Origin of the sequence: Bacillus sp. YKCMOAS1 (genome assembly GCF_030268125.1) — a bacterium.
Lineage (GTDB): Bacteria > Bacillota > Bacilli > Bacillales > Bacillaceae > Bacillus > Bacillus safensis.
Genome location: NZ_BSEI01000008.1, coordinates 1 through 12,259, shown reverse-complemented (window position 1 = coordinate 12,259; position 12,259 = coordinate 1). Strand labels below are relative to the sequence as shown.

Below are 12,259 nucleotides of genomic sequence, written 5' to 3'. Positions count from 1 at the left end.
CGTGGAACACCTTTGTTGATTTATAAAATTTTTGTTCCATTTGCTAGAGATTGATCTACTTCAAGAACCTGCAATTTCCCGCCTGTTTCCCCAGTTAAAATCATTCCCTGGGAAATTTCCCCTCTGAGTTTAACTGGTGTAAGATTCGCTACGCAAACGAGCTTTTTCCCTACTAATTCTTCTGGTTGATAGTGTTTGGCAATCCCTGAGACTATTTGTCTTTTTTCAAATCCAAAATCAAGCTGAAGCTTTAAAAGACGATCCGCTTTTTTCACTGGGGCTGCTTCCAAAACCTGTGCGACTCGAAGATCGACTTTCGAGAAATCATCAAATGCAATTTCAGCTTCCAGCTCAGGTAATTCCGTTTCTTCGATTTCCACTTTCTCTTCTTCTACCTTAGGTGTACTTCCCTGCATTTTTTCTTTAATGTAGGCTACTTCTTCTTCAACCTCTAAACGCGGGAACAAAGGCTCGCCTTTTTGTACCGTCGCATGTTGAATTGCACCAAATGATAGGATACTATCCCAGCTTTTGAGCTTCTCTTCTTCAATTCCAAGCTGGAAGAAGATTTTCTCAGGTGTTTTCGTTAGGAATGGCGTTAAGAGGACTGCTGTGATTCGAAGTGATTCTGCTAAATGATACATAACAGAATGCAATTCTTTTCGTTTTGTTTCATCCTTTGCCAGCACCCATGGAGCTGTTTGATCAATATATTTATTGGTTCTGCTGATTAATGTCCAAACATTTGAAAGAGCCACAGAGAATTCAAGGTTTTCCATCGCCTCTTCATAGGCTTTGACGGTTTGCTCAGCGACTGCTTTCAGCTCTTCATCAAACTCATTAACAGGGCCCTTATAGCTGCTTAAAGTGCCGTCAAAATATTTTTGAACCATCGCAACTGTACGATTAAGCAAGTTACCTAAATCATTGGCAAGGTCATAGTTTACACGTTCCACGAATCCTTCTGGTGTAAACACACCATCCGCACCAAATGGTACTTCGCGAAGCAGATAATAACGGAGGGCATCGAGGCCATAGCGATCAATTAATGTGACCGGATCTACCACATTCCCTTTTGATTTAGACATTTTGCCATCTTTCATGAGCAGCCAGCCGTGTGCGAAAATTTGCTTCGGTAGAGGCAGATCTAATGCCATTAACATAATCGGCCAATAAATCGTATGAAAGCGTACAATTTCTTTTCCTACAAGATGTACGTTGGCAGGCCAATATTTTTTATATTTCTCATCTTGATCTGTTCCATAGCCAATCGCAGTTAAATAGTTGAATAACGCATCAATCCATACATAAATGACGTGTTTTGGATTGTTAGGAACTTTAATTCCCCAATCAAAGGTTGTTCTTGATACGGCTAAATCCTCTAAACCTGGTTTAATGAAGTTATTAATCATTTCATTCTTTCTTGATTCAGGCTGAATAAACGATGGATTCTTTTCGTAATAATCGAGCAAACGATCCGCATACTTACTCATACGGAAGAAATATGATTCCTCTTTAATTAATTCAACAGGGTGTCCGCTGTCAGGGCTTTTCCCGCCAATGACTTTCCCTTTCTCATTACGCTCAACATCAACAAGCTGTGTTTCCGTATAGAATGTCTCATCAGGAATACTGTACCAGCCCTCATATTGATCTAAATAAATATCGCCTTGATCAAGAAGTTTTTGGAATACCTGCTCGATGATTTTCGTATGTCTTTTTTCTGTTGTACGGATGAAGTCGTCATTCGAAATGTCGAGTTTCTTCCATAATGATTTAATGTCTTCAACGACTGGATCTAAATACTCGATTGGTGTGATATTTTGTTCTTCAGCTTTTTGCTGAATTTTTTGTCCGTGCTCATCTGTACCCGTTAAATACATCACATCATAGCCTTGAAGACGTTTATAACGAGCCATAGCATCTCCTGCTACTGTCGTATAAGCATGTCCAATATGTAATTTTCCGCTCGGATAGTAAATAGGTGTTGTCAGATAAAACGTTTTTTTCTTTTCTGGCATGTCGGAACCTCCTGCGTGTGTGTAAATGTCAAAAACTCCCGCCCAATGGACGAGAGCGGTTATCATCATTACATGAAAATGTGTCAGATCAATTCATTTAATTTTGCACTTGTGCTTTCTCTATGATACCATCTTAGCCTTTAAGATCAAGCATATATACATAGAACAAGATGAAATGATCGAAAAAGATGAGTTTTTCGAAAAAAACGACAAACCCGTCGACATTTTGTCGAATATTGTCGTATGAAATCTATTTCCAGATTTACAATTGGCTAATTTAGGGCAAAAGTCTTGTTAATCTGAACTCGTCATTTCTTATATTTTCATAGAAAAAGCCTACAAAATCCTTATACATCAGTAGTTTCAAGGTCTTTTGACTTTAAGAGTCATATTTTACAAACAATAGTAAACAAAATGATTGACGATTTATGGAAACCTTGTTATGCTAGGAATGTAAGGAATTTGTCGAATAATGACGAAGATAATATTATTTTAGTAATAAGAACTTTTTGGGAGGAGAATGAAGATGAAATCTACAGGTATTGTACGTAAAGTTGACGAATTAGGACGCGTGGTGATTCCAATCGAACTTCGCCGTACGCTAGGAATCGCTGAAAAAGACGCTTTGGAAATTTATGTTGATGATGAAAAAATTATCCTAAAAAAATATAAACCAAACATGACTTGCCAAGTAACAGGTGAAGTATCAGACGATAACCTTAAACTTGCTAATGGTAAATTAGTTCTTAGCCGTGAAGGTGCAGAGCAAATCATTAACGAAATCCAAAACCAACTTCAATCACAAAAATAAGTTTCATATAAAAAAGGTTCTTGCACCGTTTGCAAGAACCTTTCTTTATTGTTCAATATGATAGGCATCGTATATCGTGCGCTTTGGTACACCACGCTCGACAGCTGTACGTTTAATGGCTTCTTTCGACGTTAATCCTTCTTCTATGTAATGGATCACATGTTCTTTTTCAGATAAGGACGTCCACCATGCTTCTTCATTCATCTCTTCTTCAGCTTGATCATTTCCTTGTACCACAAGACAGAACTCACCTCGAATTTGATTCTCCGCTGCCCATGTCAGCACAGATTCTAAATCCCCACGAATAAACTCTTCGAATTTTTTCGTTAGTTCTCTCGTAATGGCGATGTTTCGATTTCCCCACACTTCCTTCATCAAAGTCAGCGTTTCTTTTAATCGATGGGGCGCTTCATAGAAAATGATCGTTTCTTGGCGTTTCTTCAAGGCTTCAAGCTGCTTTTTCTTTTCTTTTTTTTGACGGTCGAGAAAACCGTAAAAGAAAAATGGCTGAGGCGCGATTCCTGATGCAATGAGTGCCGTTAGTGCAGCATTTGCGCCAGGTAACGGAATAACATAGCCTCCGATGCTAGTAAAATCTCGAACCACTTCAGCCCCCGGATCTGAAATCGTCGGTAAACCGGCATCACTCACGAGTGCGATATTTTTCCCTTCTTTTAGCCATTCGATTAACTTGTGGCCGCTGCTGTCTTTGTTATGCTCATGATAACTCGTTAAGGGTGTATCAATTTCGTATACATGACAAAGCTTTTTCGTTTGCCTTGTATCTTCTGCGGCAATATAGTCTACATCTTTTAACGTTTGTATCGCTCGGAACGTCATATCTTCTAGATTTCCAATCGGGGTTGGGACGAGATAAAGAATGCCCATGTCAGATTGACCATCAAAGCTTTTCTGTGTCTTTTTCATGTGCCGCCTCCTTTTCCATTCGCATTTCTTCTATATACATGTCTTTCTTTTTCCGTGTCCACGTTTTGAAACGATATTCTTGCTGCATGGCTTCTCTTTTGGTTGCAAAACATTCATGATAAAAAAGCTCAACCGGCCGTCTCGCTCTTGTATACTTTGCTCCTTTTCCACTATTGTGGGTCATCAATCTTTTTTGTAAATCATTTGTATAACCCGCATACAGGCTGCCATCTGCACATTTTAATACATAGAAGTAATGATTATGCTTCTCCATACAGTATCGTCCTGATTTCATCTGTATACTCCTGGTCTTCTCCATAAACAAAAAGAGGCGGGAGAATTTTCAGATCTGGTTTTCCATCTTTTATGCCCTCTACCAAGATGGTATTGGCTTCTTTCCCTTGTTTGGGATAAACAAATTGAATACGTTTTGGCTCAATTCGGTATTTCTTCATTAATTCCACAATCTCAAGCAGCCGTCCTGGTCGATGAACCATCGCCAGTTTCCCCCCTTGCTTTAGCAGCGTGGAAGAAACACGAATAACATCTTCTAATGTACAATGAATTTCATGCCGGGCAATCGCCAAGTATTCATTTTCATTGATTTCATCCTTAGAAGGTGTTTTAAAATATGGCGGGTTACATGTAATCACATCAACTTTATGGTTGCCGTAGCGTTCCGGCATATCATTCAAGTCACCACGAATCAATTCGATCTGGTGCTCAAGTTGATTATACTCCACACTTCTTTTTGCCATATCAAACAGCCGTTCTTGGATTTCAACACCCGTAATCGAGGCCTTAGAACGAGTCGAAAGCAGCAATGGCACGATGCCATTTCCGGTACAAAGATCAATGATTTCCCCTTTTTGGATTGGCACATAAGCAAATTTAGCTAATAACACTGCGTCCAATGAAAAGGCAAACACAGTTTTACTTTGAATAATCTTCATATCTTCGGCGAGCAGGTAATCTAAACGTTCATCTTCTCTTAACGAAACCATGATGTATCCTTTCTTTTCCTGTGAAAAAGGCTCCCGATTCAGCGGAAGCCTTTTCTCATTTTTTATTTAAAAATGACAGACAGAACAAACAGTCTCCCTCTTTACGAATGCTTCCATAATGTACATTACAAATATGGAAGCCCTCCTGATATAATCGGGCCAGGTTATCATGACCTTCTCCTATATCAGAATGACTTGCCTTCTGGGCAGAATCATTCTCTGCCTCAGACGATTTGTCTCGATCGGACTGATCCAGACGTTCACGCAAGTGCTGATTCTCCATCTGCAGCTGATGATTTTCTTCAATCACTTCACCGATATGATTTTTCAAATCACCTAACTGGCGATAAAGAGAACCGATTTGTTCTTCTAAATTAATCACCGTATCAAATAGTTCCTTTTTATCCAAGGTGGCACACCTCGTTACTCAGTTGTTTGTGCAGATACAACGCCTTCTTGTAATAATTCTTCCCATGTATATTCTATCACTTTTTCTTGCCCGGTTAATTCAACTTGCAAAATTCGTTCTAAAATATTGAGCCCCACTACCTTTGCAGAGCCATTAGACGTCTGAATCGTTTCACCGATATCCGGTAATTGTTCCTTCGCTGTTTCATACTCATCATTCTCATATTTCAAGCAGCACATCAAACGGCCGCAAAGTCCTGAAATTTTTGTAGGATTTAACGATAGATTTTGATCCTTTGCCATCTTAATCGACACTGGTTCAAAATCTCCTAAGAATGTCGAACAGCAGAGCATTCGCCCGCAAGGACCAATGCCTCCAAGCATTTTTGCCTCGTCTCTTACACCAATCTGGCGAAGTTCAATTCTCGTTTTGAAGATTGATGCAAGATCCTTCACTAGCTCACGGAAATCAACTCTGCCATCTGCTGTGAAGTAGAAGATGACCTTGTTGCGGTCAAATGTAAACTCAACATCGACCAGTTTCATTTCCAGCCCATGTTCACTTACCTTCTGAAGACATGTATCAAAAGCTGTCATCGCTGCTTCTTTGTTTTCCTCAACGATGAGCCGGTCTCGTTCGTCTGCTACACGAATGACTTTACGCAGAGGGAGAACCACATCGTGTTCATCTACTTTTTTGTTGGCGATGACCACTTGTCCGTACTCAACCCCTCTGACTGTTTCTACAATGACACAACTATCATTTTCTATATGAAATCCATTAGGATCGAAATAATAGATTTTGCCCGCTTTTTTAAAGCGAACACCAATTACGTTGTACAAGCTTATCCCTCCTGCAACATCAACACCAATTGCTCCATCAGCCCTTGGGCATTCACGTTGGATTGAAGTCTCTTTTTCGCTTCTAATACAGCAAGGATCTGGCTGGTCACCATCTGCTGTGTGGAATGCAGCGCATGCTGCTTCATTGTCTGGAATAAGTCTTGATAAATGACTTTATCTTCATTTCCTATTTGAATCGACAATACATCACGATATATAAATAAAAGCATATCCAGACCTGTTTCTTGAAGGTCTTTCTCTTTGAAAAAAGGCATCCATTGATCCTGAATATAAAAAAATGCATGTTCTTTTCGCTGGTGTAAGACTTCATACAATTTTATCACTTTCGCTCTAGACTCTGCAAACTGATCATTTCGACTTAATTCGAGTGCTTCTGCTAAATTATTGGTTAAATTCGACAAAAGCCTTGCGAGATGCTGAGATACGCCTTCTTGTAAAAGCTGCTGCTCCAAGGATTGTGGCTGCAGCGGCTGAAAGCTGAGCATCTGACATCTTGAAATAATCGTATCCAGCATTTTATGCGATTGCTCAGTGATTAAAACCGCCATCGTTTCCCGATTGGGCTCCTCTAGGAACTTCAATAAACTGTTCGCGGCATTGACCGTCATTTTGTCCGCATGAAGAATAATATACATTTTCCGGTGAGATTCTACACCCGCTTTTGTAAATTCCTCCTGCAGTGCCTGCACTTGCGCCTTCTTAATTGATTGTCCATCGGGCTGCACAAGATGTAAATCGGGATGGTTTCCTGATGCAATCCTTTTGCAGTTTTGACAGGATTCACATGGTTTCACTCCTGATTCCAAACAAAAAAAGCTCTTAGCCAACAGCATCGCTGCATCCAGCTTACCGGTTCCTTTTTTCCCTTCAAATAAGTAGGCATGCGCAAGTCGGTCTTTTTCAATACTATTAAAAATCAGCCGCATGACGCGCGGCTGCAAATCATTCATGTCATCCCAGCTAATTGCCATGTTATCACTCTCTATGTGTAAAGGTTAATCAATAAACCTTTTATTTCTCCAATACGTTCAAGCAAATCAATAGATGGTTTCTCTTGGTCCATCATTTCCTCGGTTAATTCAATCAGCTTCTCATCTAAGGCTTTGACTAAAGCAAGTGTACGTGTGTTGCCATAAATGTCAAAGCTCCTTGATGTTTCTATATTTAATCCATTATCGACTGTCTCTTTCACAAAGCGCTTCACCAGTCCTTTAAACCTAGCCAAATCCTTTAGGTTTCGTGACTTCGCTAGCTTTTTACCGAACACTTCGATATCACTGAGCATGACCGTCAGCTGTTCTAAGCGCAGTTTGCCGCTTTGCGTCTCCATCGAAGCTTTAAAGGAAGCAGATGTTTGGTTTCCTTTCAATGCTTGAAGTTCACGCTTTTCTAGACGCAGCCGCATATCTTGATTAATTTTCACAGCAACCCATCCTTAAAATTGATGAAATTGTTCAACTGGCAGAATAAAAACAGTAGCTCCGCCAACTTCAACCTCAACAGGGTATGGTACGTATGAATCTGCATTTCCACCCATTGGGGATACAGGCGCGATCATTTGATCACGTTTACGGCAATTTTCTTTTATAAGCTGTAATGCTTTATCCACTCGGACATCATCACAACCAATAATAAAAGTCGTATTCCCAGACTTTAAAAACCCACCAGTTGAAGCTAATTTTGTCACGCCGAAATGATGTTCAGTCAATATTTTCAACAACTTGCTGCTATCTTGGTCCTGTACAACGGCAACAATTAATTTCATTTGATTGGCCTCCTTTATTTTAGGCACAGATGACATGCCGATGTCTTCCTCTATATTATAACAACGATTGGGAATTAGGTCATATTTGATTTTGCTTTAATGTGTCCTGAATTAATTGGAGGACTTCTTCATAGACAGCCTGCATCGGCTGAGACGCATCCACTACACGGAATCGTTCTGGTGATTGTGCAATAAGCAGTTCATAGCCTTCTCTGACCAGCTGGTGGAAATTCAGCGTCTCCATGTCTAATCTATTCTTTTCTCTTCCCTGGTTGGCATCAATTCGCTTTAGCCCTTCCTCAGGTGTAATAGAAAAATAAATGGTCATTTGCGGCATCGTGCCATTAATAGCAAAATCGTTAATTGATTTTACTGCTTCAATCCCAAGCCCTCTCGCATAGCCTTGATAAGCAAGGGAGCTATCAACAAAACGATCACATAAAACTGTCTGCCCGCGCTGTAATGCCGGTTCTACCTTCTCAGCCAAATGCTGCCTTCTCGCCGCTGCATATAGCAAAGCTTCTGTTTTCGCGTCCATTTTTGTGTTTTTTTCATTTAAAATGACTTCACGAATCTGTTCTGCAATGTCAATGCCGCCAGGCTCACGTGTCGCCATCACTTCATATCCTTGGCGTTCCATTTCTTCATACACTTTTCGAATCACTGTCGTTTTTCCGGCACCCTCTGGCCCTTCAAACGTAATAAACATACCGCTCATAGTGTCTCCTCTTCTATATAAACATATAATTTTCTCTGATGAATCACCTGACTCGCTTGAACATGAACCTGATGTCCAAGCAAACGGCTTAAAGCCGCGATTTGATCGCTTTCAATACATTCTCCCTTAACGATCAAAGGAATACCCGGTGGATAAGGAATAACCGATTCTGCACTAATCCGGCCTGCTGCATGTTCAAATGGGACGGCTTCTATATCCTCTCTATGCTCATTGTTTTCAATAGCCAGTGCCTCTCTTTGGATATGATCTTTTCCTTTGAGAAATGAATTGCTTTGATTAAGGGCCTGCTCTATTCGGTTAAAAGGAATATCCTTCTTCTGTTCTAAACCAAAGACAAGTAAAACCTGATGTTCGTCCGCAAGCTCTGGGTGAACCTCCACTGATTCAAGCACTCGTTTTAGTTCATAACCCGTCAGCCCTTTTGTTGATCGAATCACACATTTTAATGGATCGTTAAAAAGCAATTCAGACTGGACTACTTCAAGCTGAGGTATACGGTTGAACTCATTTTTCAGCTCTGCCAGCCCTTTCATCATTCCATCCAGGATCTCTTTTTTCTTGATCTCCTCGACATAGGCCCTTGCCACATCTAATGAGGCCATAATTGGATAGGATGGAGAACTGCTTTGAAGCATCGTGAGGAATGTTTTCAAACGTTTTGCATCCATTCGTCCCCCCTGAAGATGAAGGTAGGAACCCATCGTCATGGCTGGAAGGGTTTTATGTGCTGATTGTACCACCACGTCAGCTCCATAGGAAAGAGCAGATGGAGGAAAAGCACCGCCTAATACAAAATGTGCACCATGTGCCTCATCAACCAAAACGATCATGCCTGCTTCGTGGCACATGTGAATCAGTTTTGATAAATCAGCTGCATGACCATAGTAGTTCGGATAAGTCAAAACGATCGCCCGGCAATTAGGATGTTTGGCTATGGCTTTTTTGACTGTTTCATCTGTCACATGTGTTGGAACATGTAGATGTTGATCTATCTCAGCTTCTACCATAATAGGCGTTGCTCCTGCAAGCTCAATCGCATGGTAAACAGACTTATGACAATTTCGCTGGACGAAAATCTCATCTCCCGCACGACAGGCCGCCATCACCATCGCTAAATTTCCGACAGTTGTCCCATTCACAAGGAAAAAGCTTTGATCTGAACCATATAGCTTTGCCAATAAATGTTCAGCCTCTTGAATCACACCAGTTGGATGATGAAGATCATCTAATCCTTCAAGCTCTGTTACATCCAGCTGAAGAATTGAGTCATAATAAGTCCGTGCCTCATCAAAAAAGACATCTCCATTGTGATGTCCTGGAACGTGGAAAGAATAAGGTTTCTTTTCCGCATGTTGTACTAATGCTGTATATAAAGGTGTTTTCAAACAAATCGATCCTTTTCACTTTCGATATCTTAAGTCTATTATAACGTTCATACAAGGGAACCGAAAGATGGATTCTCATTCCTTTATTGGCTGGTGATTTGTCAGCTGCTGTTCTGCCTCATACATGCTGTTTTTCAATTGAGCTCGTTCTTGGCTTCCATGCTCTTTCACCTGTAACGTTTCCTGTAAGGTTTCTGCTAATTGGCGTTGAACCTTTTTCAACGTATCTATAGGTGCAAACGCTGCTTCTTCAAGAAGTTCTCCCTGCTGCTTTGATACCTTTTCGTATGTTTTTTGGATACGATTCTGAAGAGCTGAATTGGCACGCTGCTGAATATGCGTTAACGCAATCGACATTTGGTTGATCCATAGAGGAATGGATGCAGAAACAGTTGATTGAATGTGATTGGCCAATGTATGATTCGTATGCTGGATCATTCGAATTTGGGCATTACATTGCAACGCAATTTGCCGGCTTAACAGCAAATCATATTTCCGTTCCTTCAACCTCTCCATATACTCTTCTGCATTGAATTCCTGACTCATCAATTGCTCCTCTATAGTCCGATTACCAATATGCTGTGTATCTGATATGATCTGCTTTTCTAAAGTTGTCATTTTCGCTTCAACTGCTGCAACCTGCATCGTCATCTCTTGGAAATAAGTTTGATTTTCTTCAAATAAACGCTCTAATAACATATGATCCGAGATTAATCCGCCTTTTGCGTAACGAAGTCTTGCTGATAATCTCTCGATCTGTGATTTTGCATGTTGAAAACGCGATATGATTTCCTGAGTAGAACGCTTCTCCCGCTGAAACAACTTCAAAAAAAAGCCCTGCTTCTTTGGCAGTAAATCCTCAGGTTCTACTATATGCAGCTGGTGCAAAAAGGCCTCAAGCACGTCTCCTATTTGATCGATATCTTTTTTCTCAACATATTTCATCATTTGTTGTGATTGTTCCAATAATCGTTCCTGAACACGTGTACCATAGAAAAGCAGTTTTTGCAGATTGTCAGGGATCTGCTCAGCACGCTGTATGGCTTCTTGTTTCTCCTCATCAGATAAGGTATCAAACACCCGAAACTGAAGATCTGTAGTGGAAGCAGTTGATGATCGGATGTGATCTTCTGATTTCATGGCGTTTGACTCCTTTCATTATTTCTTTATCATTTTATCTGCCACTTCAAGCTCAATATGAAGAGCTTCTATGTCTCTTCCTAATACTTGCTGCAAATCATTCGTCAATTGCTTTTGCAGCTCTGTCAGCGTCACTCGAGTTTGGCTAAGTGTCATTTCCAGCTCATGACTGCGATCAGGCTGATTATACAATAGTGCATATTTTTCAGTTAGTTCAACAACAGAATCCAAGCTTTCGAAATAAAAACGCTGTGCATCATAAAACCGGTTCGGCTCTTTTTTTGTAATCGTATAGATTCGTCGTGCAAGTCTGAGAATTTCATAATTATGTTTGATCGTTTGTACGTTTTTCACAGCAAATAAAGCTTTCTTTAAACGTACAAGCTTTTGTCCTGCTTCTTTTAAATGCTGTTTGATATATACATAATCACTACGAGACAGTCCGTGTTTTTTTAAAAACAACTGGAAAGCAATCCATCTGCTCCCTGCAAACATCACGCCCCACCCTATCATCGCATACAGTATCGATAATCCAACATGATGATGGAAAACCCCAATACTGACGGTTAAAATCACAAGCGAAAAAAAAGTAGAGAGGATGGCCCATATAAATGTATAAAAAATTGATTTCATGTTCATCGACTCCTATGAATAATCAGGCTCTCTGTTTATCTTATTATTAATTACGGATGATGTCCAAACTAAGTTCCAAAAAACAGGCCCAATCCTTCATGGCTCATAAAAAAAGACCATCTAATGGTCTATGAATACAAAGGCGGCGTATGAAGATTTTTAAGCTTTCTAACATAATCGGCATAGCTGGGATCCGAGGTCGATGTAGAAATTAACTTTCGCTCACATTCTCGGCACAAAAACTGATGATATAAATAAATTCCCTTTGTTTTTTTCTCTTCACAAATCAAACAAATCGCTTCTCGCTCTTTTTTGCTCATTGTGACACCTCCACTTATAGCTTCAGTATGCCCTAGCGCTTTCAATTGTATACAAAATTAAGAATGTTTTAGATGGTAGTTTAGTATATGTATCCATGTCAGATCGAGTGTTTGTTCCTTTTCTTAAAAAACAAAAAAGACCAGTTCCAAATGGAACTGATCCTTATAGAAGCTTGGCGGCGTCCTACTCTCACAGGGGGAAACCCCCAACTACCATCGGCGCTGAAGAGCTTAACTTCCGT

General features: G+C 40.2%; 15 protein-coding genes and 1 rRNA gene. 1 reads left to right on the top strand and 15 read right to left on the bottom strand.

Annotated features, from left to right (window positions below; genetic code table 11):
* Positions 1-20: 20 nt before the first annotated feature.
* Positions 21-2,021 (bottom strand): methionine--tRNA ligase, encoded by a 2,001-nt coding sequence (gene metG / locus QSJ46_RS18470; protein ID WP_285605149.1) that lies wholly within the window; start codon positions 2,019-2,021, stop codon positions 21-23.
* Positions 2,022-2,541: 520 nt separating this feature from the next.
* Between metG and QSJ46_RS18465 the strand changes: the two genes are divergently transcribed.
* Positions 2,542-2,832 carry a transition state genes transcriptional regulator AbrB gene (locus QSJ46_RS18465; RefSeq protein WP_087975202.1) on the top strand — a complete coding sequence of 97 codons (291 nt, stop codon included), beginning with the start codon at positions 2,542-2,544 and terminating at the stop codon, positions 2,830-2,832.
* Positions 2,833-2,877: 45 nt separating this feature from the next.
* Here QSJ46_RS18465 and rsmI read toward each other — a convergent pair whose 3' ends face one another.
* The 14 genes from rsmI to rrf all read right to left on the bottom strand — a co-directional run.
* Positions 2,878-3,759, bottom strand: coding sequence for a 16S rRNA (cytidine(1402)-2'-O)-methyltransferase (gene rsmI, locus QSJ46_RS18460; RefSeq protein WP_107164251.1), 882 nt, complete (start codon positions 3,757-3,759; stop codon positions 2,878-2,880).
* Positions 3,734-4,033, bottom strand: coding sequence for a GIY-YIG nuclease family protein (locus QSJ46_RS18455; protein ID WP_039175889.1), 300 nt, complete (start codon positions 4,031-4,033; stop codon positions 3,734-3,736). Before QSJ46_RS18455 ends, rsmI begins: the two co-directional genes overlap by 26 nt.
* Positions 4,020-4,763 (bottom strand): tRNA1(Val) (adenine(37)-N6)-methyltransferase, encoded by a 744-nt coding sequence (locus QSJ46_RS18450; RefSeq protein WP_048239534.1) that lies wholly within the window; start codon positions 4,761-4,763, stop codon positions 4,020-4,022. Before QSJ46_RS18450 ends, QSJ46_RS18455 begins: the two co-directional genes overlap by 14 nt.
* A 55-nt stretch (positions 4,764-4,818) precedes the next feature.
* Complete coding sequence (gene yabA, locus QSJ46_RS18445) at positions 4,819-5,172, bottom strand: DNA replication initiation control protein YabA (protein WP_039175883.1); 354 nt, start codon at positions 5,170-5,172, stop codon at positions 4,819-4,821.
* A 14-nt stretch (positions 5,173-5,186) separates the two neighbouring features.
* Entirely contained in the window at positions 5,187-6,014 is an 828-nt protein-coding gene (gene ricT, locus QSJ46_RS18440; protein WP_024425628.1) for a competence/sporulation regulator complex protein RicT, read from the bottom strand.
* A gap of 2 nt (positions 6,015-6,016) precedes the next feature.
* The gene (gene holB / locus QSJ46_RS18435; protein WP_024427206.1) at positions 6,017-7,006 is read right to left on the bottom strand and encodes a DNA polymerase III subunit delta'; all 990 of its coding nucleotides are present in this window, start codon (positions 7,004-7,006) and stop codon (positions 6,017-6,019) included.
* Positions 7,007-7,017: 11 nt separating this feature from the next.
* Positions 7,018-7,458: a YaaR family protein gene (locus QSJ46_RS18430; protein WP_039175878.1), complete on the bottom strand. Its 441-nt coding sequence runs from the start codon at positions 7,456-7,458 to the stop codon at positions 7,018-7,020.
* A 12-nt stretch (positions 7,459-7,470) separates the two neighbouring features.
* The gene (locus QSJ46_RS18425; RefSeq protein WP_024425625.1) at positions 7,471-7,800 is read right to left on the bottom strand and encodes a cyclic-di-AMP receptor; all 330 of its coding nucleotides are present in this window, start codon (positions 7,798-7,800) and stop codon (positions 7,471-7,473) included.
* A gap of 79 nt (positions 7,801-7,879) precedes the next feature.
* The gene (tmk, locus tag QSJ46_RS18420; protein ID WP_058838215.1) at positions 7,880-8,518 is read right to left on the bottom strand and encodes a dTMP kinase; all 639 of its coding nucleotides are present in this window, start codon (positions 8,516-8,518) and stop codon (positions 7,880-7,882) included.
* On the bottom strand, positions 8,515-9,924 hold the full coding sequence (locus QSJ46_RS18415; RefSeq protein WP_224931077.1) for an aminotransferase class I/II-fold pyridoxal phosphate-dependent enzyme: 1,410 nt from the start codon (positions 9,922-9,924) through the stop codon (positions 8,515-8,517). Before QSJ46_RS18415 ends, tmk begins: the two co-directional genes overlap by 4 nt.
* Before the next feature lie 75 nt (positions 9,925-9,999).
* Positions 10,000-11,064 carry a toxic anion resistance protein gene (locus QSJ46_RS18410; protein WP_224931078.1) on the bottom strand — a complete coding sequence of 355 codons (1,065 nt, stop codon included), beginning with the start codon at positions 11,062-11,064 and terminating at the stop codon, positions 10,000-10,002.
* 18 nt (positions 11,065-11,082) lie between these two features.
* Complete coding sequence (locus tag QSJ46_RS18405) at positions 11,083-11,697, bottom strand: 5-bromo-4-chloroindolyl phosphate hydrolysis family protein (RefSeq protein WP_107164254.1); 615 nt, start codon at positions 11,695-11,697, stop codon at positions 11,083-11,085.
* Between the two features lie 128 nt (positions 11,698-11,825).
* Positions 11,826-12,017 (bottom strand): sigma factor G inhibitor Gin, encoded by a 192-nt coding sequence (locus tag QSJ46_RS18400; RefSeq protein WP_024425620.1) that lies wholly within the window; start codon positions 12,015-12,017, stop codon positions 11,826-11,828.
* A 171-nt stretch (positions 12,018-12,188) separates the two neighbouring features.
* Positions 12,189-12,259 (bottom strand): 5S ribosomal RNA (gene rrf, locus QSJ46_RS19665); the annotation flags it as partial.

Excerpts from the sequence above, each read along its gene's own strand:
- metG (WP_285605149.1), bottom strand. The coding sequence starts at position 2,021 with ATGCCAGAAAAGAAAAAAACGTTTTATCTGACAACACCTATTTACTAT.
- QSJ46_RS18465 (WP_087975202.1), top strand. The coding sequence starts at position 2,542 with ATGAAGATGAAATCTACAGGTATTGTACGTAAAGTTGACGAATTAGGA.
- rsmI (WP_107164251.1), bottom strand. The coding sequence starts at position 3,759 with ATGAAAAAGACACAGAAAAGCTTTGATGGTCAATCTGACATGGGCATT.
- QSJ46_RS18455 (WP_039175889.1), bottom strand. The coding sequence starts at position 4,033 with ATGGAGAAGCATAATCATTACTTCTATGTATTAAAATGTGCAGATGGC.
- QSJ46_RS18450 (WP_048239534.1), bottom strand. The coding sequence starts at position 4,763 with ATGGTTTCGTTAAGAGAAGATGAACGTTTAGATTACCTGCTCGCCGAA.
- holB (WP_024427206.1), bottom strand. The coding sequence starts at position 7,006 with ATGGCAATTAGCTGGGATGACATGAATGATTTGCAGCCGCGCGTCATG.
- QSJ46_RS18425 (WP_024425625.1), bottom strand. The coding sequence starts at position 7,800 with ATGAAATTAATTGTTGCCGTTGTACAGGACCAAGATAGCAGCAAGTTG.
- tmk (WP_058838215.1), bottom strand. The coding sequence starts at position 8,518 with ATGAGCGGTATGTTTATTACGTTTGAAGGGCCAGAGGGTGCCGGAAAA.
- QSJ46_RS18410 (WP_224931078.1), bottom strand. The coding sequence starts at position 11,064 with ATGAAATCAGAAGATCACATCCGATCATCAACTGCTTCCACTACAGAT.
- QSJ46_RS18405 (WP_107164254.1), bottom strand. The coding sequence starts at position 11,697 with ATGAAATCAATTTTTTATACATTTATATGGGCCATCCTCTCTACTTTT.
- QSJ46_RS18400 (WP_024425620.1), bottom strand. The coding sequence starts at position 12,017 with ATGAGCAAAAAAGAGCGAGAAGCGATTTGTTTGATTTGTGAAGAGAAA.